This window comes from Rhodococcus aetherivorans, from assembly GCF_025722975.1.
Taxonomy (GTDB): Bacteria; Actinomycetota; Actinomycetes; order Mycobacteriales; family Mycobacteriaceae; genus Rhodococcus; species Rhodococcus aetherivorans.
In genome coordinates this window covers 119,963-139,746 of sequence record NZ_CP106982.1, presented here as the reverse complement: position 1 = coordinate 139,746, position 19,784 = coordinate 119,963, and the positions used below count along the sequence as shown (strand labels likewise).

Below are 19,784 nucleotides of genomic sequence, written 5' to 3'. Positions count from 1 at the left end.
CCACCGCCCGAGAAGTCCCCTCCGGGGTATTTGCCCGAAATCCGTTGGTGGTGTGACTCTTTCGAGGGTAATACACTGGGGTCGGGTCGGGATCTTCGAGGGTGAAGGAGAGTCCGATGTCTGCCGGATTCGATCTGGGCGTCGCATTCAGCGCGTTCCTCAAGTGGCTGAGCGTGACGTTCGGTCTCGGTGTCGGGTTGAGCTGAACACGCTCGGTCCCGTGGGGTCGTGTCCGCGCCGGCGATACCTGCCGTGCCGGGTCGGCGGCCCCCGGCGTGTCCCGCAATGCCGTCGGGGGCGGTGTTGCGGGACACGTCGTGCCGTCCTGAACGGTCGACCGTGCGGAACGAGGAACTGCGGCGCGGCGATTCTCGTCCCGACGACTCCCGGGAGAGTCGTCTACTCGTCGACCTCCATGTGACGGATGGAGGGGCCGCCCTTGTGGTCGGTCGAGCGGCCGAGCTTGGAATCGAGCAGGCTGCGGAGGCGGTGCACGGCGCCGTCGAAGGCCTCCTTCACCGATCCCGCGTTGTGGGTGACCGCGATCGGTTGCTGGCCGGCGATCCGCGCCTCGAGGAGACAACGCTTGTCCGTGGTGCCGAACTTGTCCGCGTTCTCGTCGCTGAGGTGGATCTCCACCCGGGTGATCCGGTCGGCGAACCGGTTCAGTGCGGACTCCAACTCCTCCTCGAGGCGACGGGCGATGTCGTCGTCGATCTGGATGTGGCTGTCCTTGTTGAGCTGGATCTGCATCGCGAGCTGTCTCCTTCTCGAGCGCGTCGGTACGGCCGGAGGTCGTTCTCCGTGCCTTCGCGCGCTGCGTCGTGTCGATTCCACCCGAACTCGGTACGGGTGAGCAACCAGGCCGGCCGTGTCAGCCCACCTCCTCCGGTTCCCTGCGCGCGAGCGTGCTCGGCCACCAGATCCGCTTTCCGATGTCGATCGTCAGTGCCGGCACGAGCAGCGACCGGACCAGCAGTGCGTCGAGCAGCACGCCGAACGCGACGATGAACGCGATCTGCGCGAGGAACAGCAGCGGGATCACCGCCAGCGCCGAGAACGTCGCGGCCAGGACGATGCCTGCGGAGGTGATCACCCCGCCGGTCACGGTCAGGGCCCGCAGCGTGCCGCGCCGGGTGCCCACCCGGGCGCTCTCCTCCCGCACCCGGGTCATCAGGAAGATGTTGTAGTCGATGCCCAGCGCGACGAGGAAGACGAAGCCGAACAGCGGCACCACCGGGTCGGCGCCGGGGAACCCGAGCAGATGGTCGAAGACCAGCGACGACACGCCGAGGGTCGCCGCGAAGGACACGACGACCGTCAGCATCAGCAGCACCGGCGCGACGAGTGCCCGCAGCAGCAGGATCAGGATCAGCAGCACCACCGCGATGACGACGGGAATGATCACCGTGCGGTCGCGGGTGGCGGTGTTCTTGGTGTCCAGATCGACCGCCGTGGTCCCGCCCACGAGGGCCTCGGCCCCCGGCACTCCGCCGACCGCGTCGCGGATGCGCTCGACGGTGTTCTCGGCGGCCGGCGAGTCGGCGGGATCCGAGAGGGTCGCCTGCAGCGCGACGCGGCCGTCGACGACGGTCGTCGCACCGTCCGGGCCGGTCACCGGCGCCACCTCGGTGACGCCCTCGACGCGGGCGGCGGCGGCGACGTCGCCGGCCGCGGACTCGCGGGTGATGATCACGGTGGGGGAGCCGGTGCCGGCGTCGAAGTGCCTGCCGAGCATCTCCTGGCCGGTCACGTAGTCGGTCTCGAGCAGGAAGATCTCCGACTGGGCGACGCCGTCGGCCTTGAACTGCGGCAGCAGCATCGCGAAGCCGACGAGGACGAGGCTCGACACCACCCAGATCCGCCGCGGATGGGCGCCGACCCGCTGTGCGAGCCCGTTCCAGAACCGGTGCGCCGACGCCAGGTCGTCCCGATCGGCGTCGGGGTCGGCCGTCGGCCGCTTCGGCCAGAACGCGGCCCGGCCGAGGAGCACCAGTGCGGACGGCAGGAACGTCATGGAGGCGACGAACGAGGCGACGATGCCGATCGCGGCGACGGGGCCGAGGCCGCGGTTGGAGTTCAGGTCGGACAGCAACAGGCACAGCACGCCGGCGATGACGGTGCCCGCCGACGCGGCGATCGGTTCCAGCGTGGCCCGCCACGCAGTGCGCATCGCGGCGAACCGGTCCTGTTCGAGGCGCAGTTCCTCGCGGTAGCGGGACACCAGCAGCAGCGCATAGTCGGTCGCGGCGCCGAAGACGAGGATGAACAGGATGCCCTGGCTCTGTCCGTTGAGGGCGATGACGTCGGCGTCGGCCAGCAGGTACACGAGCAGGCTCGCCAGCGCGAGGGCGAACACCGCCGAGAGGATCACCACGAACGGCAGCAGGGGACTGCGGTAGACGACGACGAGGATCAGCAGCACCACCCCACCGGCGACCAGCAGCAGCAGGCCGTCGATGCCCTCGAACGCCGTCGTCAGATCGGCGATCTGCCCGGCGGGACCGGTGACGTAGATCGTCAGCCCCTCGGGCGGATCGGCAAGCTCGGCGCGCAGTTCGTCGACGGCGTCCCCGACCTCTCCGGTGCTGTCGATCGGCACGATCATCCGCGCGGCCTGACCGTCCTGCGACGGGACCGGCGGCGGGCCGGCCGACGCCCCCGCGAGGTAGGCGAGGTCGTCGGGGGTGATGCCGGAGGGGCGTTCGGCGACGACGATCGCGGGCACGTACCGGGTGTCGGTGAAGCCCGCATAGAGCTCGCCCGCCCGGGTGGATTCCGCGGAGGCCGGGAGGAACGAGCTGTTGTCGTTCTGCTGGACTTCGCTGAGCTTGCCGGCGAAGGGACCGCCGGCGCCGGCGATCGCGAGCCACGCGATGAGCAGCAGCGCCGGCAGCAGCCAGCGGATGCGACGAGGTGAACGCGCCGGCGCGGTGACGGTGTTCAATCTTCCTCCAGGAGAATGCGAGTACGCCGAGCCCAGATTACTCAGCTAGCTGAACAATAGTGAAAAGGTATCTCATGACCGACGATCTCGAGAGCTGGCCGACCGGCCGGCTGCTGTCCACGGCCGCCCGGCTGGTGGAGCAGGCCTGGGAATCGACTCTGCGCGCCCACGGTCTCACCCACGCCGGGTTGGTGGCCCTGCACACGATCGCCGACGGTCCGCGCTCCCAGCGGGAGATCGCCCGGGCCTGCCGCGTGACCGACCAGACGATGAGCCGGACCGTCGAGCACCTCGAGCGGTCCGGATTCGCCACGCGCACCGTCGATCCCGCCGACGAGCGGCGCATGCGCGTCCGGATCACCGAATCGGGGTACGAGCTGTACCGGGCGATGATCGAACTCGAGCGCACCGATGCGCAGCCGACCGCGGTGGTGTCCGACCCCGCCACCTTGCGCTCCCTTCTGATCGAACTGGTCCGATCGGCACAGCGCTGAGCCGCCGCGAGGTGCGGGCGATTCCGTCCCCCGGGTCAGCCCAGCGGCAGTTGGGCGAAGATCTGCGTCGGCTGCGCCGACCCGCCCGGCGGTTCGATGCTGAATGCCAGGGCGGTCGAATGCCCGACACCCTCGAGGACGGCCGTGGTGGACGGCGCCACCGCCTCGGCGTCCATGATGCCCGCGGACTCCGGGCCCTCGGGGGTGATCAGCCACATCTGGTAGACGCTGCCCTCGGCGGGCGGCGCCACGTTGTTCATCACCAGCACCCCGGCGTCGGCTTCCTTCGAGTACACCACCGTGGCGACTCCGCCGCCCTCGATCTCACCCGACGTGGTGCGCACGTCCTCCGCCGCGAACACCTGCGCCGAGGTGGGTGCGGTGCCCTCCTGCAACTGGGCGACGACGGCGAATCCACCCACGGCGACCAGCAGTGCGGCCGCCGCGGCGAGCAGGAAGTTGCGGCGCCGGCCGCGCCGCTCGTCCAGCGAGATCGGTGCGACGGGCGGCGCCTGCGGGCCGGATTCGGCGGCGATCGCGTCCAGCAGACGCTCGCGCAGTCCGGCCGGCGGCTCGGTGGCCGTCGACGCCGACACCACGGCCATGGTCTCCCGGACGGCCGCCGTCTCCCGGGCGAACGCCGCCGCCACCTCGGGAGCGGCTTCGGCCACCCGGGACTCGATGTCGCGGCGTTCGGCATCGGACACCGCGTCGAGCGCGTACACGACCGCGAGGTCGATCAGTTCGCGGTCCACATCGCCGAAACCGGGCCGGGCCTCACTCGTCATCGCCCTGCACCCCCAGACACTTGCGCAGACGGAGCAGTCCGTCTCGGATTCTCGATTTCACGGTCGGTAGCGTGACCGAAAGTTGTTCGGACACTTCGCGGTACGTCAGCCCACCGAAGTAGGCGAGTTCGACGGACCGACGCTGCAGATCGGTCAGCGTGCCCAGACAGTGGGCGACCTGCTGCCGGTCCTCGCGCCGGGCCGCCTCCTCGCTGACGACGTCGAACGCCGCGTCGACGTTGCTCGCGCCGTAGCGTGCCTCGCGGTCGGCCCCGGACTGCTCGGACCGCACCCGGTCGACGGCCCGGCGGTGCGCCAGGGTGATCAGCCAGGACAGGGCCGAACCCTGGGCGGCGTCGAAACCGGAGGCGGAACGCCAGACCTGCAGGTAGACCTCCTGCGCCGTCTCCTCGCTGTAGCCGGGATCGCGCAGGACGCGCAGGATCATGCCGTACACGCGGGCGCGGGTCAGGTCGTAGAACTCGGCGAATGCAGCCGCGTCCTGCACCGCCACGCGCGCGAGCAGCGCATCGAGTGTGTCGGTACGTCCGCCGACGCCGGTCATCGGCCCTGTCCGCTCATCGAGCGAAAGCCTAGTCGGGCGATTCGGGCGGCTCAAGCCGTCCTCGGCCGGTCCGTTCGGGCGGCCGGGGCCGGCGGGCGAGGCAAGAGTCGAATCGAGCAAGGCGATCACCTCCGGAACGAATTCTCGAGCGCGACGCCGCCGGCCCGTTCCGGCCGGCCGACGCCACCGCTGCCGAGCACTGCGACGTCGCGCGGGGTGTCAGGCATGGTCTCCTCCTGCCCGCCGGCCGGCCGGGGCCAGGGATTCACGGAGGAATTCGGCGGTGACGGCATGCCACCAGCCCGGCTTGGTGAGCAGGAAGTGGCCGGCCCCCGCGAGCGGCCGGAACTGGGCGTCCACGCCGCGTCCGCGGGCCTGGGCCGCCTGGACCGCGCTCAGGCGCGGATCGCACCTCGTGTCGGCGGTACCGTGCACCACCAGCAGCCGTCGCTCGGGGGGGACGAGAGCGCCGTCGTTGTCGGGCCACCACGGTGCCAGCGCGACGACGGCCCCGACGCCGGGCTGTGCCGCGAGGTGGGCCGCCACCCTTCCGCCCATGGAATGGCCCACGAGCCCGATCCGGACGTCGCCGCGCCGCCGGTGCACCTCGTCGAGGGCGCGCAGGGCGTCGTGGACGGGACTCATCCGGTCCCCGTTCCATCCGCGGTGGGTGTAGCGCACCTGCCCGACGGTGATGTCGTACATGCTCAGCCGGGAGCGCAGGGATTCGGTCAGCAAGGTCATCCGCAGCGCGGACAGGTGCCACGGCCGGGCGGCGGCCGTGCTGGCCGGCTTGCCACCCGGAAGAACCAGCACGTGTGCGCGGGGCCGGTTCGATGCAATCTCCATGCCGGGTGTTCGGAGCGCGGCCGGAATCGGATGGGTCGAAAAAATCTTGCAGATCCACCCATCCGCCCTTCCGTCCGCGCCGAATGGCAGATGACACACCTGACCGACGTGGTCGCAAGGACCACGACACCGAAGGGAATTGGGGCCATGGTTATCAACACGCGAAAGAGCTTGGCGGCAGTCGGAATCGGCGCAATGGCGATGATGGGTGTCGCGGCGTGCTCGTCCGACGACTCGGGTTCGTCGTCGGCTACGTCGGCGATGGAGAGCGCCACGTCGGCGATGTCGCCCACCACCGAGGCCATGGCGTCGGCCCCGGTGGGTCCGGGTTGCGCCGCGTACGCCGAGCAGGTTCCCAGCGGGCCGGGTTCGCTGGAGGCCATCGCGCAGCAACCCGTCGGGACTGCCGTCGCCGACATTCCGATTCTGACCCAGTTGAACGCGGCGATCAGCGGGCAGCTCAACCCGCAGGTGAATCTCGTCGACACGCTCAACAGCGGCGAGTTCACCGTGTTCGCGCCGGTCGACGACGCCTTCGCCAAGGTCGATCCGGCAACCATCGAGAGCCTGAAGACCGATACGGCCACCCTCACCACCATTCTCACCTACCATGTCGTGCCCGGCCAGATCGCGCCGTCGGACATCGAAGGTACCCAGACCACCGTTCAGGGCGGTACCGTCGAGGTGACCGGTGAAGGCGACGAATGGAAGGTGAACGACGCCAACGTTATCTGTGGCGGCGTGAAGACGGCCAACGCGACCGTCTACCTCATCGACACCGTCCTGCTGCCGCCGGCGCCGCAGCAGTGACCCGGACCCGGTAGGACCCGAGGAGCGACGTGAGACGAACGATCCGAGGCCTCGCGGCGGCCGTCCTGGCCGCCGCGGGCGCCGCCCTCATGGCGGCACCGGCGCAGGCAGCCCCGCTCACCCCGGTGGCGGAGCTGGACGTGAACCGGTACATGGGCACCTGGTATCAGCTGGCCGCCAATCCCGCGCCGTTCAATCTCGACTGCGTGCGCGACACCACGGCGAACTACACCCTGCTCGACGAGCGCAACGTGCGGGTGGAGAACTCGTGCACCACGGTCACCGGTGAGCGACGGGGGATCGTCGGCAACGCGCGGGTCAACGACACCGCGTCGCTGCACGTGAGCTTCCCCGGTGTGCCGTCCCAGGATTCGCTGGACGGTCCGAGCAACTACATCGTGAGCTACCTCGCGGACGACTACTCGTGGGCGTTCGTGGGGGACCCGACCCGGATCTCCGGGTTCGTACTGTCGCGTTCGCCCGTCGTGGACGACGCTGCGTGGCAGCAGATCCGGACCGTGGTCGAGCAGCAGGGCTACAACAGCTGCCTCATGCTCACCTCGCCCACCACGGAGGGCCTGCAGGAGATCAAACCGCTCTGCACCGTGTGAACCGCCTTCTGCGCGTACCGGACTCGTACCGGTTCCGCTCCGCCCGGCCGAATGTCACAGTGCATCAGCTCGATCGATCGCATGTGACATTCGGCCCCCGGCGGGGGTGGCGCGGGTGCTCGGTTGCGTTTCCCGCGGGCGCGCGCCGGCTCTGTTAGGTTCGATTCGCGACGTGGGTGAGCCCTCCGAGCGCCGGATCCGGCTCGCCGCGACACGAGGAGCTGGTGAAGATGATTCGCGACGCATGGCGAGGCTTGCGCAAGCCCGTGTTCGTCCCCGCCTCGCTGGTGATCCTGGGGCTGATCGCCTTTGCGGTCGTCTACGCAGGGTCGGCCGAGGGGGCGTTCGATTCGCTCAACCGCGCCGTCACCGACGGCGTCGGCTGGTGGTACATCCTGATCGCCACCGGATTCGTGATCTTCGCGCTGTACTGCGGGATCAGCCGCATCGGCAACATCAAGCTCGGCCGCGACGACGAGCAACCCGAGTTCGGAACCTTCTCGTGGTTCGCGATGCTCTTCAGCGCCGGCATGGGTATCGGACTGGTGTTCTACGGTGTCGCGGAACCCCTGTCGCACTACGTGGATCCCCCGCAGGCGGGACGCATCCCCGGCTCCACGGACGCCGCCGCGAACCAGGCGATGGAGCTGACCCTGTTCCACTGGGGCCTGCACGCGTGGGCGATCTACGTCGTCGTCGGCCTCGGCCTGGCGTACATGACGTACCGCAAGGGCCGTCCGCTGTCCGTGCGCTGGCTCCTCGAACCGCTGCTCGGGCGCGCCCGCGTGGAGGGTCCGATCGGGCACGCGATCGACGCGATCGCCATCGTGGGAACCCTTTTCGGTGTCGCGACGTCGCTGGGCTTCGGCGTCCAGCAGATCTCCGCGGGCCTCGACTACCTGGGCTGGGTGGAGACCGGAAACTGGCTCACCGTCGCGCTGATCGTCGGGGTGACGGGGCTGGCAACCTTCTCGGTGGTGTCCGGCGTCTCGCGCGGCCTCAAGTGGCTGTCCAACATCAACATGGCACTCGCGGCGGGACTCGCGGTGTTCGTCCTGCTGCTCGGGCCGACGCTGTTCCTGTTGCAGTCGTGGGTGCAGAACCTCGGCGGCTACGTGCAGGCCCTGCCCGAACTGATGCTGCGCACCGCGCCGTTCGCCGAGGACGGCTGGTCGGGGGCGTGGACCGTCTTCTACTGGGGCTGGTGGATGAGCTGGGCGCCGTTCGTCGGTATGTTCATCGCCCGCATCTCCCGCGGTCGCACGATCCGCGAGTTCGTCTTCGGTGTCCTGCTCGCCCCCACCCTCGTCGCGTCGCTGTGGTTCACCATCTTCGGCAACGCCGGGATCCTGCGGCAGCGCAACGACGGCGACATGCTCGCCGCCGACGGCACGGTGGACACCAACACGTCGCTGTTCGTGCTGCTCGACGGTCTGCCGCTGTCCGTCCTGACCAGTCTGCTCGCGATCGTCGTCGTCGTGTTCTTCTTCGTCACGTCGTCGGACTCCGGGTCGCTGGTGATCGACATCCTCTCCACCGGCGGTAACCTCGAGACACCGAAGATCACCCGTGTCTACTGGTCGGTGCTCGAGGGTGTGGCCGCCGCGGTGCTGCTGATCGTCGGCGGCAGCGGGTCGCTGACCGCCCTGCAGACGGCGTCGATCGTGACGGCGGTCCCGTTCTCGATCGTCATGGTGCTGGCGTGCGTGTCGATGCTGAAGGCGTTCCGGTACGAGGTCGCCACCGCCCCCCGGTACCTGCAGGTGGCCGTGCGGGAACCGGCCGCCGCCCCGGGTGGGCACAAGGCCGGCCACCGGCCGGGAATCTCCGCCACGTTCGCCGGCCTGGATCCGAGCCGGAACGGAGTCGTGGAGCCCGGTGCGCCCGCCCGCCTCGTCGTCGCCGTGCACGAGGTGCCCGCGAATTCCGTCAGCGTCGACGCGCAGACCGGGCAGGTCGCAATCGCAGACGACGCCCACCCGGAGGATCCGCTGGGCGGCGAGGTGTTCGACACGCCGCACTTCGCCGAGTCCGCCGAGGGTGTGGCCCAGCGCGAGGCCGAACACGGGCGGCAGCCCGCGCCGAACTGACGGCCGCGCGGCGGCTACTGCCGTCCTTCCGCGGGCCGAATGTCACACCGCATCACTTCACGTGACCGTATGTGACATTCGGCCCCGACGTGCGGTGCGCGGTGCCGGCGATGTTCTCGAGCATGCCCTTGAAGATGATGCCGTGGAACGGCACGAGCGCATACCAGTAGATCCGTCCCGCAAGCCCTTTCGGAAAGAAGATCGCCCGCTGGTGCAGCCGGGCCCGGCCGGGATCGAGCGGCTCGATGCGCCACTCGAGCCACGCCCCGCCCGGCGCCCGCATCTCGGCCCGCAGCCGCAGCAGGGTGGGACGTTCGAGGCGCTCGACGCGCCAGAAGTCGAGCGCGTCCCCGGTGTGCAGGGTGCGCGGGTTCCGGCGGCCCCGGGACAGACCGACGCCGCCGACGAACCGGTCGAGCCACCCGCGGATCGTCCAGGCGAGCGGGAAGGAGTACCAGCCGTTCTCGCCGCCGATGCTCTCGACCACCTCCCACACCGTGCCGGCGTCGGTGTCGCAGTCGATAACGCGCTCGTCGACGAAGACCGCCTCCCCCGCCCAGTGCGGGTCGGACGGCAGCGGTTCGGCGGGGGCGCCGACGGGCGACGCACTCGCCCAGGTGGTTTCGACGTCACCGCGCTCGAGCTTGTGCAGGGCCAGACGGACCGCCTCGCGGTAGCCGGTCAGTCCGCCGGGCGGCGGCGGGATCACCTCGTCGATATCGTGTTCGGCGACCACCGCGTCGTTGCTCAACGACTCGATCAGCGCCCGGCCCAGCGACGGCGGGATCGGGGTGACCAGCCCGATCCACAGGCCCGCGAGCTTCGGAGTGAGAACGGGCAGCACCAGGATGCGGCGCCGGCGCAGGCCCGCGACCTCGGCGTACACCTGCATCATCTCGCCGTAGCGCAGCACGTCCGGGCCGCCGATGTCGTAGGTGCGGCTGCGGGGGAGGGGAGCGGTGGCCGCGCCCACCAGGTAATGCAGCACGTCGCGCACCGCGATGGGCTGGATCTTGTTGTTCACCCACTTCGGGGTGGTCATCAGGGGCAGACGGTTGCTCAGGTGCCGGATCATCTCGAACGACGCGGAGCCCGAACCGATCACCACCCCGGCCTGCAGCACCAGGGTGGGCACGCCGGACTCCACGAGGATCCGGCCCACCTGCTCCCGGGAACGCAGATGCGTGGAGAGATCGGCCGTGTCCGGGTGCAGCCCACCGAGATACACGATGCGCTGCACCCCGGCCGCCCGGGACGCGGCGGCGACGTTCTCGGCCTCCGCGCGTTCGGTGTCGATGAATTCGCCGCGCCCGCCCATCGAATGCACCAGGTAGTACAGGACGTCGATGTCCCGGCAGGCGACGGCCAGGGACTCCGGGTCGGTCAAGTCGCCGCGCACGATCTCGACGTCGCCGGCCCACGGCACGTCCCGCAACTTGTCGGGGGTCCGGGCCAGTACCCGCACCCGGTGCCCCGCGTCGATCAGCAGCGGGGCGAGCCGGCCCCCGATGTAGCCGGTCGCCCCGGTGACGAGGATGCGCAGCGGAGGGGAGCTCATCCGTTCTCCACTCATCCGTTCTCCACGATGTGGCCGAGTTGGTGCCGCAGGCAGGCCTCGAGCTTCGGCCGGCGGAAGCGGTGCCCGTGGTCGACCAGGCACCGCGGGACGACGCACTGGTCGGCCGTGGCGACCTCACGCGCGCCTTCCTCGCCGAGCAACAGCCGCGGTCCGAACCCGGGCACCGGCAGCAGCGCCGGCCGGTGCAGCACCCGCGCCAGGGTGCGGGTGTATTCGTCGTTGCGAACCGGCTCCGGCGCAACGGCATTGATGGGGCCCGCGATGCGAGGGTCGGCGAGGGCCCGGTGGTAGACGTCGAGCAGGTCGTCGAGGTCGATCCACGACAGCCACTGCCGGCCGGTGCCGAGCCGGCCGCCGAGCCCGGCCTCGAACAGGGGTCGCTGCAACTGCAGCGGCCCGCCGCGCGGTGTCTGCACGATCCCGGTCCGCACCAGTACCACGCGCAGCCCGCCCGCGGCGGCGGGCGCGGTGGCGGCCTCCCAGTCGGCGACGACGTCGGCGAGGAACCCGGTGCCGCGCTGCGCATCCTCGGTGAGCGGCTCGTCGCCGCGGTCGTAGCCGTAGAACCCGATCGCCGACGCGGACACGAACGTCGCGGGTCCGTTCGGAGTGCGTGCCGCGAGATCTGCCAGCAGCCGGGTGGGTTCGATCCTGCTGTCCCGGATCGCGGTCTTGTGGGCGTCGCTGAAGCGCCCGGAGATCGAGGCGCCGGCGAGGTGGACGACGGCGTCGATCCCCTCGAGCAGGTCGGGTGCGGGGTCGTTCGGATCCCAGCGACGTTCGTCGTCGCCGCGCGGTTCGCCGCGTACGAGGCTGACGACGTGATAACCGCCGGTGCTCAGGTAAGCGGTCAGTGCGGTGCCGACCAGGCCCGACGTCCCGGTGACGGCGACCGTGGCGGGCCGCACCCCCTGCTCGTGTGACCACTGGTGGGCGGCGAGGTCGTGGGCGAGCTGGCGGTGCCGGTAGAGGAAGGTCTGCTTCAGCAGCTGCTCCGGGACGGGCGTGTAGACCCGGTCGGTGACGCGGGTGCGCCGGTCGCCGAGGGCCTCGAAGGTGTGCTCGTGCCGCCACGACACGGCGATCCCCGCGGGCAGCGACGTGAGCCCGTCGCGGCCGACGCTGTCGACGAACCGTGCGGGCGGGTCGTAGGCGTCGGGCTGGTGATCGGCGATCCAGCGCAATCCGCCCGGCAGACCGAGGACGGCCCGGCCCGACTCGAGGGAGTCGGATTCGGTGATCACCCGCAGCGGCTGCCACGGGGGGAGCAGGCGCCTGACCGCACCCGGTCGGCTGTGCCAATCGAAGACGTCGCGGCGTGGCGCGTCGACGACGCTCGAGTACGTGATGCCCATCGTGCCTTCCTCGGCCTGGTCCGGGTGTGCGGGAGCGGCGCCGGGAGAACTCCCGGCGCCGCTGTGGAATCAGCTGGGAATCATGTTGATGAGAATGGTGTATGCGTTCACCAGAGGAGTGTGGATCGCCATGAACGCCGTTTCGACGAGTTCTCGCATTGTCGTGTTCCTCTCGGTTGTCCGTCCGGGACGGGGGTGGTCCGTCCCATCGGCATTCGGAGCGGTGCGCGGCCCGGATGGGTCAGCCTTTTCCGCTGATCCGCCCGTACCGGTCGAGTGCCACCTGCCGTTCGTGGGCGTGGTCGACGATCGGCGCCGGGTACCCGTCCGCCGGACCGTCCGGGAGCCGGTGCACGCGTTTGCCGTTCACGCCCCGCAGCTCGGGTACCCAACGGCGCACGTAATTACCCGTCGGATCGAACTTCTCCCCCTGCGTGATCGGGTTGAACACCCGGAAGTAGGGCGCGGCGTCGGTGCCGCTGCCGGCGGTCCACTGCCACCCGTGCTGGTTCGAGGCCAGGTCGCCGTCGACGAGCCGGTTCATGAAATGCCGGGCGCCCCACCACCAGGGCAGGTGCAGATCCTTGGCGAGGAAGGACGCGACGATCATGCGGAGCCGGTTGTGCATCCAGCCCTCGGCGAGCAGCTGCCGCATGCCAGCGTCCACGATGGGGAAGCCGGTACGGCCCTCCTTCCATGCGGCGAAGGCACGTTCGGCGTCGGGGCCGCTGTCGTAGGTGATGTCGTCGAAGCGGCGGTTGTAGTTGCGGCGGGCCGTGTCGGGCCGGTGGTACAGCACGTCCGCATAGAAGTCGCGCCAGGCCAGTTCGCTGCGCAGCCGGTTCGCCGCGCCGCCGTGGTCGGATCGCACGTCGTGCAGCAGGGTGCGCGGGTGGATGCACCCGAACTTCAGGTAGGGGGAGAGCCGGCTGGTGCGGTCGAGGTCCGGCCGGTCCCGCTCGGTGTCGTAGTGCGGCAGGTCGTCGTCGCGGAACTCGTGCCAGCGGTGCAGCGCGGCGGCTTCCCCGGCGGCTGGCAGCGTGACCCCGTCGAGGTCGTCGTCGCCGGGGATCGGCACCCGCGCGTCGAGATTGCCGGGGTCGATCCAGTCGACGGTGCCGGCGTCGGTGGCGGCCGGGGCTCGCCAGCCGTGTTCGTGCCACGCCCGCTGGAAGGGGGTGAACACCTTGTAGGGGGTGTCGTCGGGCTTACGGACGCGGCCGGGCGCGACGGCGTAGGGCGAGCCGGTGCGCACCAGCGGGACATCGCCGAGCGCCCGCTCGACGGCCTCGTCGCGGCGGGTGCCGTAGGGGCCGTGGTCGGAACTGATGTGCACCGCGTCGGCGTCGAGTTCCCGGGCGAGTGCCGGGACGACGGTGACGGGGTCGCCGTGGGTGACGAGCAGCCGTCCGCCCAGGTCCTCGTCGAGGGCGCGCAGGCACCGCATCAGGAAGGTGCGGCGCGGGGATCCGGACGGGCGCAGCAGCGACTCGTCGAGCACGAACAGCGCGAGTGCCCGGTCGGAGGTGTCGGCGACGGACAACAGGGTGGGCAGGTCCCGCAGCCGCAGATCGCGGCGGAACCAGACGATACCGGGTCGGCTCACTCGTCCAGTGTGCGTGAGAACGGGGCCCGGCGTGGGCCGGGCGGGCGGGTCGAGGTCGGGCGGGTCGAAAGCACTGCGGGTGAGAGACTGGCCTCATGTCCGACGTGTTCGAAGTGCCCATCCGCGACGAGTCCATCCGGCTCGGTCAATTCCTCAAGCTGGCGAGCCTGATCGAATCCGGCGCCGAGGCGAAGGAAGTGATCGCCGAGGGACTCGTCAGCGTCAACGGGGAGGTGGAGGTGCGGCGCGGGCGGCAGCTGCACGTCGGGGACATCGTGGAGATCGGGGCCGCCGCCGCACGCGTGACGGCCGGGGCGTGAGCCTCGAGGTGACGGCCTGCAGCGCCGGTGCGACCACAGCTGCAGTCTCCGAAATCCTCGATCCCCTGCGACGTTCAGGGGAGACGCCGCACCTGTTTGCCGAGGGCGAACAGACGGCGGGCGAGCCTCATGACGGGAATACCCAGCGGAATCAGGATGATCGTCACGCACAGTAGCCCACCGACGAGCCACACCACCGCCGCAAGGATCCCCACCACCGCCCCGAGCACGGCCGTGAGAATCCCCAGCACCGCATTGAGCAGGCCCTTCAGCGCTCGCATGATGACCTCCTGGTTACCAGTTTGCGCGCATACGGGCCGGGGCGCACTCGTTTTCGGTCGACCTCCCCACACCGGCTCGGCCCGCAGGTGATGCCCCGGGTGCGGGAGGCGAAGGCTGTCTCGGAGGTGCTGTCAGTCGGTTTCGTCCGGGTCCTTGTCCTCGCGCCGGTCCAGGATGCCGGCGGTGACGCCGTAGGGCAGGAAGCGCACCGACCGGAGCGGGTCGGTGTTGTTCTTGTGGGCGCGCAGCGCCTCGAGTTCGGTGGGGAAAACCTGCTCGACGCGGGCGGTTCCGTCGCCGTCGAGCGTGTAGATCACCCACACGCCGTCGCCGGTCTCGCCGGCGGTGGGCGGTGCCGGGCGGGTGCGCGGCGCGCCGCCGAGGTCGGGGAAGATGCTCGACCACGGAATCCCGGCGTCCGGTTGCTCGACGAACCGGCCGATCTTGGCGGCCAGGTCCCGCAACCCTTCCCCGGCGTCGCGGAAGACGCGGTCGAGGTCTTCCGGGTCGAATCCGAACGGGTTGTTGTCGCCCATGAGGGCCTCCTGACGTCGCGGGCCGCACGTGCGGCCGTGATCCCTCCAGTGTGGGCACTGCCGCCGAACCTCGCCACCATCGGCTGAGAGGACGGCGGCCCGCGACGTCAGGAGGCGTGTTCGTGCGGCCGGACCGGTTCCGCCTTGCGGCACGCAGGGAGGTCCGCGCCGTTCGCAGCGCCACGAGCGTGCCGGTTCCCTATCGGTCCTCGGCGCGGACGACGATCCCGTCGTGGTCGCTGTAGAGCATCTCGCCCGGGTTGAACGTGACGCCGCCGAACTCCACCGGCACGTTCTTCTCGCCGGACCCGGTCTGGGTGCTCTTGCGCGGGTTGGTGCCGAGCGCCTTGATGCCGATCGCGAGGGTGCGCAGGATGGCCGAGTCGCGGACGGCGCCGTTGACGACGACACCGGCCCAGCCGTTGTCGACGCCGCGGCCGGCGATGATGTCGCCGACGAGGGCGGTGTGCACGCTGGCATCGCCGTCGACGACGAGGACGCCGCCGTTGCCGGGCTCGCCCAGGGTCTGCTTGACGAGCAGGTTGTCCTGGAAGCAGCGGATGGTGGTGATCCGGCCGGCGAAGACCTCGCGGCCGCCGAACTGGACGAACTGCGTGTCGCAACTGCGGATGTCGGGGCCGATCTCGTCGGCGAGGTCGGCGGTGGCCGGAACGTCGTTGGTGGAGGGTTCGCTCATACCGCCGAGAGTAGTGGGGTGACGGCGTCCACTCGGCGTGGGACAGATAGAGACAGATCATCTGCCTCTTTAGATTTCAAACCGGTAGATTCTTGTATCCTAAGTGCCATCGGGGCTGGGATGGATGACGCACACAGGACGGTGAAATGCCACTCGACGGAAGCTCGACGGTCGTTCGCGTGCCCAAGGCAGGTGAACTGATCGCCGCGAGCCTGCGCCGCCAGATCATCACCGGGGAACTGCACGCCGGCGAGCCGTTGCCGAACGAGGCCGCACTGATGGAACGCTTCGGCGTTTCCCGGCCCACGTTGCGGGAGGCGTTCCGCATTCTCGAGTCGGAAGGCATCATCACCGTCCTGCGCGGCGCCCACGGCGGTGCCCGCGTGCAGGCGCCGGACGGCTCGACCGCCGCCCGCTACACCGGGCTGCTGCTGCAGTACCGGGGTGTCCCGCTGGCCGACGTCTACCGCGCCCGCACCGAACTCGAGGTGGACGCCGTCGGCCTGCTCGCCGCCGCCCCCGCCGGGCGCATCGACACGCTCGCCGAACTGGTCGAGCGGGGCGAGGAACTCCTCGACGACCCCGCCGCCTTCGCCAAGTACGACACCGAGGTGCACCGGGCGGTGATGGAACTCGCCGGGAACCAGACGATGGCGGCGCTCGCGGGGATGCTGCTCGACATCATGGACGCACACAATGCGCTGTATCTGTCCACGCGCGCCGATTCGGCGGAACGCCCCGGGGCGTCCGCGGCGTTGCGCGCCAACCGCAAGCTCGTCACGTTGCTGCGAGGAGACGATGCCGAGGCGGCGCAAGCGTTCTGGCGCAGGCACCTCGACAGCGTCGAGCGGTACATGACGGGTGACTCGGCGACCACGCTCGTCGAGGTGCTGTCCTAGGACCCCGTGCTCCCAGGGCACCGCGTCGAGGGGGAGGTTGCCGCGCCGACATGCGAGTGGGGCGCTACGTAGCGGCCCCCTCGGCGCAGGAAACTCCCGCTCGGCTCAGCGCCCGAATCGCCGCTCGTACTCGTTGCGTTCGCGGTCGGCCCGCACCCGCGCCTTCTCACCGAGCAGGTTGGGGTCGAGGCCGTGCTGCTCCAGGCGGTGCCGCCGCCAGATCTGCATCAGGGCGATCGCGAAGTACACCAGCGGGATGAAGAGCAGCGCCATCATCGCCAGCGGAATCCACACCGGCCCGGGGATGAGCAGGAACAGCGCCAGGAACGGCACGATCGGCAGGGTGAACCGCACGAGGTAACGCATCGTCGCGCCGGGCCCGACGAGGTCGTTGCGGACCCAGTCCTGGAGCGAGTCGGGGAGCGTGCGGCCGAACAGGTATCCGACGTACTGGGTAAAATTCGGTCGCGCACTACTCGTCATGTATCCGAGGATAGGCCGCCTATCCGTACAGCCCGGTGAGCCGGTCGGAGAAGTTGTCGATGACGATCTTGCGGCGCAGTTTCATGCTCGGCGTGAGGTCCCCGGCCTCGACCGACAGCTCGCGGTCGATGATGGTGAACTTCTTGACCTCCTCCCATCGGTTGAGCTGCTCGTTGAGCTGGTCGATGTACCCGGCGATCAGCTCACGGGTCTTCTCGTCCCGGGCGATCTCCGCGAACGACCTGTCGCCCATGCCGTTCTTCTGGGCCCACTCGTGGATCGCCTCCGGATCGAGGCCCACCAGCGCCACGCAGTACGGCCGGCCCTCGCCGTGGACGATGATCTCGCTCGCGTACGGGCACAGGCCCTTGAAGGTCGCGGCGATGGCGGAGGGCGCGACGTACTTGCCCTGCGAGGTCTTGAACATGTCCTTCTTGCGGTCGGTGATCCGCAGGAACCCGTCGGAGTCCACCTCGCCGATGTCGCCGGTGTGGAACCAGCCGTCGTCCTCGAACGCCTCGGCGTCCGCGTCGGGACGATCGTGGTAACCGCTCATCACACCGGGACCCTTGATGAGGATCTCCCCGTCCTCGGCGATCTTGACCTCGGTCTCCGGGAAGGGCCAGCCGACCGTGCCGAAGCGGTAGGCGAGCGGCCGGTTGAGGAACGTCGCGGCGGAGGTCTCCGACAGCCCGTACCCCTCGAGGACGATGATGCCGACGGCATCGAACCACTGTGCGACCTCGCGGTCCAGCGGGGCGGACCCGGAGACGAAGAACCTCAGCCGGCCGCCGAACCGCTCCCGGATCTTGGAGAAGACGAGCTTGTCGGCGACCTTGTACTGCAACCGGTCCAGCAGCGACGGGTTGCGGCCCTCCTGCTTGGCCTTCGAGACCCGCGTTCCGACCCCGACGGCCCAGTCGAAGATCTTCTTCTTGGCGCCGCCCTCCTCCTCCATCATCGCCTCGATGCGCGCGTGGGCCTTCTCGAAGACGCGTGGGGCCGCGCCCATGAAGGTCGGCCGCACGACGGCGAGGTTCTCGACGATCTTCTCGACCCGGCCGTCGATGGCGGTGGGCATGCCCACCTGCAGGGGCAGGCTCAGCAGCACCTTGCCGAACACGTGCGACAGGGGCAACCACAGGTACTGCAGATCGTCCGGGCCGAGAATGCCGAGGGCATCGACGGCGGCGGCGGTGTACGTCCACGCCGAGTGCGGCAGCCGCACGCCCTTGGGCTTGCCGGTGGTGCCGGACGTGTAGATGAGAGTGGCGAGGTGCTCCGGCCGGATCTCCCGGACCCGATCCTCGACGACGTTCGGCGACTCCGCGATCAGCTGCCTGCCCCGCTCCTCGAGGTCGGCCAGGGTGATCACCCAGTCCCCGTCCCCGGGGCCGTCGATCACCACCACCTGCTGCACGTGCGGCAGCTGTGCGCGCTGCTCGACGAGCTTGTCGACCTGCGTCCTGTCCTCGGCGACGACCACGCGGCTGCCCGAGTTGGACACGATGAACCCCACGTCGGGAGCCTTGGTGGTGGGGTAGACCGTCGTGGTCGCGGCGCCCGCGCACATCACCGCGAGGTCGACGATCACCCACTCGTACCGGGTCGACGACGCCAGCGCGATACGGTCCTCGGGCTCGACGCCGAGCGCGATCAGCCCGGCCGTGAGCAGGCGGACACGGTCACCGACCTGCTGCCACGTCACGCTCTGCCAGCCGTCGTCCTTCGGGAACCGGAACGCCTCCGTGCCGGGGCTGGCCGCGACACGATCGAGGAAGAGCTGAGCCACCGACGGTGCCCGCTTCTCGATCTTCGAGTGGTCGACGGGTTCGTCGGAGATTCGCAGCGCTGTCATACCCCGAGTCTAGGAAGGCCGCACGAACCGTGGGGAGGGTTTCGCCTGTTCGTTCCGGCGTCCGGTCCACCCTCACCGCGCCTGCCGGTGCTGCCGGGCGTGGGGCGAGCCGCGGCCGCCCGCAGTACCTGCGGTGCGCGATCGGGGGCGCGTCCGTGATCGCGTCGGTGAGCGCGTACAGCTGCCATCGGCCGGGCACCCCGGCGAGCCGGTGCCGGCTGTGCGACGTCGTCGCGTGACTCCTCGATGGGTCATGCAGTCAAGGCCAGTCTCACCTCCTCGGCAGGGTCGGTGACGGTCTCGGCGGGCTTGTCGTTGCGGGGACGAGCCAGAACGTCCAGGCAACGTCAACGGCTACCGCGAGATCCTGGGTTTGGATGCCACTTCCGCCGAGGACGGGGCTGGCTGGCCGACCTCTTCCCGATCCCTGGTCGACCGCGGGCTGACCGGGGTGAAGGGGGTGACCTCCGATGCCCTCGCAGGCTGACGTCGGCGATCGGAGCGACCCTGCCCGGCGACTTGTGGCAGAGGTGCTGCACCCCTGCGCGAAGAACTTCGCGGCTGTCACGCCGAGGTCGTCGTGGCCTAGGGATACCGCCCGCTTGCGGGGACGACGAAGACCCTGCTGCATTCGGTCTACGACCAACCGGATGGTGCTGAAAATTGCCATTTACGCAGCTATTCCGACGAACCCCGAGGTGAGCACACTTTCGGTCGCCGGGACGGTGTCGGAGGCCTCCGGTACCGTGCCCGACCGTGGACCACCAGCCGGAACCAGCAACAGACGGACCTCTCGCAGCGGTCGAGACGGTGGAGGGGGCTTTGGAGCCGGCGCTGCCGGACCTCGCACCTGCCGCGGCGGCGCGGATCGCGGAGTCGGTGGCGTCGGCCCGGGCCGCCGGCACCCGCCGCACCTACGCCTCGGCGTGGCGGGCCTTCACCACCTGGTGCGCGCGCGAAGGCCACCGTGCATTGGCGGCGGGCACCGTCGATCAGCAGGATCGGTTCCGGGGTA

Annotated in this window: 19 protein-coding genes and 1 pseudogene; 7 read left to right on the top strand and 13 right to left on the bottom strand. The window is 69.9% G+C overall.

The genetic code is table 11. The features are described 5' to 3' along the window. Window positions 1-399: 399 nt before the first annotated feature. Window positions 400-753 (bottom strand): HPF/RaiA family ribosome-associated protein, encoded by a 354-nt coding sequence (locus OCS65_RS00705; protein ID WP_006931507.1) that lies wholly within the window; start codon window positions 751-753, stop codon window positions 400-402. Window positions 754-874: 121 nt separating this feature from the next. Further along, window positions 875-2,947 (bottom strand): MMPL family transporter, encoded by a 2,073-nt coding sequence (locus tag OCS65_RS00700; protein WP_263508438.1) that lies wholly within the window; start codon window positions 2,945-2,947, stop codon window positions 875-877. Between the two features lie 74 nt (window positions 2,948-3,021). On the opposite strand from OCS65_RS00700, the gene OCS65_RS00695 reads away from it, so the two are divergent. Next, entirely contained in the window at window positions 3,022-3,441 is a 420-nt protein-coding gene (locus tag OCS65_RS00695) for a MarR family winged helix-turn-helix transcriptional regulator (protein ID WP_006931511.1), read from the top strand. A 35-nt stretch (window positions 3,442-3,476) separates the two neighbouring features. Here OCS65_RS00695 and OCS65_RS00690 read toward each other — a convergent pair whose 3' ends face one another. The 3 genes from OCS65_RS00690 to OCS65_RS00680 all read right to left on the bottom strand — a co-directional run bounded on the left by OCS65_RS00690 (window position 3,477) and on the right by OCS65_RS00680 (window position 5,643). Beyond that, window positions 3,477-4,229: an anti-sigma factor gene (locus OCS65_RS00690; RefSeq protein WP_006931512.1), complete on the bottom strand. Its 753-nt coding sequence runs from the start codon at window positions 4,227-4,229 to the stop codon at window positions 3,477-3,479. Then, window positions 4,219-4,794: a sigma-70 family RNA polymerase sigma factor gene (locus tag OCS65_RS00685; protein WP_006931514.1), complete on the bottom strand. Its 576-nt coding sequence runs from the start codon at window positions 4,792-4,794 to the stop codon at window positions 4,219-4,221. Before OCS65_RS00685 ends, OCS65_RS00690 begins: the two co-directional genes overlap by 11 nt. Before the next feature lie 219 nt (window positions 4,795-5,013). After that, window positions 5,014-5,643 (bottom strand): dienelactone hydrolase family protein, encoded by a 630-nt coding sequence (locus OCS65_RS00680; protein ID WP_029546843.1) that lies wholly within the window; start codon window positions 5,641-5,643, stop codon window positions 5,014-5,016. A gap of 147 nt (window positions 5,644-5,790) precedes the next feature. On the opposite strand from OCS65_RS00680, the gene OCS65_RS00675 reads away from it, so the two are divergent. The 3 genes from OCS65_RS00675 (at window position 5,791) to OCS65_RS00665 (ending at window position 9,154) form a co-directional block, all read left to right on the top strand. Continuing rightward, on the top strand, window positions 5,791-6,453 hold the full coding sequence (locus OCS65_RS00675) for a fasciclin domain-containing protein (RefSeq protein ID WP_263510391.1): 663 nt from the start codon (window positions 5,791-5,793) through the stop codon (window positions 6,451-6,453). A 29-nt stretch (window positions 6,454-6,482) separates the two neighbouring features. After that, on the top strand, window positions 6,483-7,064 hold the full coding sequence (locus tag OCS65_RS00670) for a lipocalin family protein (protein ID WP_072633865.1): 582 nt from the start codon (window positions 6,483-6,485) through the stop codon (window positions 7,062-7,064). A gap of 230 nt (window positions 7,065-7,294) precedes the next feature. Continuing rightward, window positions 7,295-9,154: a BCCT family transporter gene (locus tag OCS65_RS00665; protein ID WP_050036230.1), complete on the top strand. Its 1,860-nt coding sequence runs from the start codon at window positions 7,295-7,297 to the stop codon at window positions 9,152-9,154. Between the two features lie 52 nt (window positions 9,155-9,206). Here OCS65_RS00665 and OCS65_RS00660 read toward each other — a convergent pair whose 3' ends face one another. The 3 genes from OCS65_RS00660 to OCS65_RS00650 all read right to left on the bottom strand — a co-directional run bounded on the left by OCS65_RS00660 (window position 9,207) and on the right by OCS65_RS00650 (window position 13,694). Then, on the bottom strand, window positions 9,207-10,712 hold the full coding sequence (locus OCS65_RS00660; RefSeq protein ID WP_263508432.1) for an SDR family oxidoreductase: 1,506 nt from the start codon (window positions 10,710-10,712) through the stop codon (window positions 9,207-9,209). A gap of 11 nt (window positions 10,713-10,723) precedes the next feature. Then, entirely contained in the window at window positions 10,724-12,088 is a 1,365-nt protein-coding gene (locus OCS65_RS00655) for a TIGR01777 family oxidoreductase (RefSeq protein WP_263508430.1), read from the bottom strand. A gap of 241 nt (window positions 12,089-12,329) precedes the next feature. After that, window positions 12,330-13,694 carry a cryptochrome/photolyase family protein gene (locus OCS65_RS00650; RefSeq protein WP_263508428.1) on the bottom strand — a complete coding sequence of 455 codons (1,365 nt, stop codon included), beginning with the start codon at window positions 13,692-13,694 and terminating at the stop codon, window positions 12,330-12,332. Between the two features lie 95 nt (window positions 13,695-13,789). Here OCS65_RS00650 and OCS65_RS00645 point away from each other — a divergent pair, with 95 nt between their 5' ends. Next, complete coding sequence (locus OCS65_RS00645) at window positions 13,790-14,014, top strand: RNA-binding S4 domain-containing protein (RefSeq protein WP_006931525.1); 225 nt, start codon at window positions 13,790-13,792, stop codon at window positions 14,012-14,014. Window positions 14,015-14,088: 74 nt separating this feature from the next. Here the strand turns inward: OCS65_RS00645 and OCS65_RS00640 are convergent, their stop codons facing one another. The 3 genes from OCS65_RS00640 to rraA all read right to left on the bottom strand — a co-directional run bounded on the left by OCS65_RS00640 (window position 14,089) and on the right by rraA (window position 15,529). Further along, window positions 14,089-14,295, bottom strand: coding sequence for a hypothetical protein (locus tag OCS65_RS00640; RefSeq protein ID WP_006931527.1), 207 nt, complete (start codon window positions 14,293-14,295; stop codon window positions 14,089-14,091). 132 nt (window positions 14,296-14,427) lie between these two features. Then, complete coding sequence (locus OCS65_RS00635) at window positions 14,428-14,832, bottom strand: hypothetical protein (RefSeq protein ID WP_050034305.1); 405 nt, start codon at window positions 14,830-14,832, stop codon at window positions 14,428-14,430. Between the two features lie 199 nt (window positions 14,833-15,031). Beyond that, entirely contained in the window at window positions 15,032-15,529 is a 498-nt protein-coding gene (gene rraA, locus OCS65_RS00630; RefSeq protein WP_102799420.1) for a ribonuclease E activity regulator RraA, read from the bottom strand. Window positions 15,530-15,675: 146 nt separating this feature from the next. On the opposite strand from rraA, the gene OCS65_RS00625 reads away from it, so the two are divergent. Then, window positions 15,676-16,428: a FadR/GntR family transcriptional regulator gene (locus OCS65_RS00625; RefSeq protein WP_006931543.1), complete on the top strand. Its 753-nt coding sequence runs from the start codon at window positions 15,676-15,678 to the stop codon at window positions 16,426-16,428. Between the two features lie 105 nt (window positions 16,429-16,533). Here the strand turns inward: OCS65_RS00625 and OCS65_RS00620 are convergent, their stop codons facing one another. Together OCS65_RS00620 and OCS65_RS00615 are read right to left on the bottom strand one after the other, a co-directional pair. After that, a complete protein-coding gene (locus OCS65_RS00620) occupies window positions 16,534-16,911 on the bottom strand; it encodes a DUF5313 family protein (RefSeq protein ID WP_050034306.1) in 378 nt (125 codons plus the stop codon). A gap of 19 nt (window positions 16,912-16,930) precedes the next feature. Further along, window positions 16,931-18,769 (bottom strand): AMP-dependent synthetase/ligase, encoded by a 1,839-nt coding sequence (locus tag OCS65_RS00615; protein WP_263508423.1) that lies wholly within the window; start codon window positions 18,767-18,769, stop codon window positions 16,931-16,933. Between the two features lie 343 nt (window positions 18,770-19,112). Here OCS65_RS00615 and OCS65_RS00610 point away from each other — a divergent pair. After that, window positions 19,113-19,421 (top strand): annotated as a pseudogene (locus OCS65_RS00610) (transposase); the annotation flags it as partial. Window positions 19,422-19,784 lie beyond the last annotated feature (363 nt).

Coding starts and splice junctions, on each gene's coding strand:
- OCS65_RS00705 (WP_006931507.1), bottom strand. CDS start 753: ATGCAGATCCAGCTCAACAAGGACAGCCACATCCAGATCGACGACGAC.
- OCS65_RS00695 (WP_006931511.1), top strand. CDS start 3,022: ATGACCGACGATCTCGAGAGCTGGCCGACCGGCCGGCTGCTGTCCACG.
- OCS65_RS00690 (WP_006931512.1), bottom strand. CDS start 4,229: ATGACGAGTGAGGCCCGGCCCGGTTTCGGCGATGTGGACCGCGAACTG.
- OCS65_RS00685 (WP_006931514.1), bottom strand. CDS start 4,794: ATGACCGGCGTCGGCGGACGTACCGACACACTCGATGCGCTGCTCGCG.
- OCS65_RS00680 (WP_029546843.1), bottom strand. CDS start 5,643: ATGGAGATTGCATCGAACCGGCCCCGCGCACACGTGCTGGTTCTTCCG.
- OCS65_RS00675 (WP_263510391.1), top strand. CDS start 5,791: ATGGTTATCAACACGCGAAAGAGCTTGGCGGCAGTCGGAATCGGCGCA.
- OCS65_RS00665 (WP_050036230.1), top strand. CDS start 7,295: ATGATTCGCGACGCATGGCGAGGCTTGCGCAAGCCCGTGTTCGTCCCC.
- OCS65_RS00660 (WP_263508432.1), bottom strand. CDS start 10,712: ATGAGCTCCCCTCCGCTGCGCATCCTCGTCACCGGGGCGACCGGCTAC.
- OCS65_RS00655 (WP_263508430.1), bottom strand. CDS start 12,088: ATGGGCATCACGTACTCGAGCGTCGTCGACGCGCCACGCCGCGACGTC.
- OCS65_RS00645 (WP_006931525.1), top strand. CDS start 13,790: ATGTCCGACGTGTTCGAAGTGCCCATCCGCGACGAGTCCATCCGGCTC.
- OCS65_RS00640 (WP_006931527.1), bottom strand. CDS start 14,295: ATGCGAGCGCTGAAGGGCCTGCTCAATGCGGTGCTGGGGATTCTCACG.
- OCS65_RS00635 (WP_050034305.1), bottom strand. CDS start 14,832: ATGGGCGACAACAACCCGTTCGGATTCGACCCGGAAGACCTCGACCGC.
- rraA (WP_102799420.1), bottom strand. CDS start 15,529: ATGAGCGAACCCTCCACCAACGACGTTCCGGCCACCGCCGACCTCGCC.
- OCS65_RS00625 (WP_006931543.1), top strand. CDS start 15,676: ATGCCACTCGACGGAAGCTCGACGGTCGTTCGCGTGCCCAAGGCAGGT.
- OCS65_RS00620 (WP_050034306.1), bottom strand. CDS start 16,911: ATGACGAGTAGTGCGCGACCGAATTTTACCCAGTACGTCGGATACCTG.
- OCS65_RS00615 (WP_263508423.1), bottom strand. CDS start 18,769: ATGACAGCGCTGCGAATCTCCGACGAACCCGTCGACCACTCGAAGATC.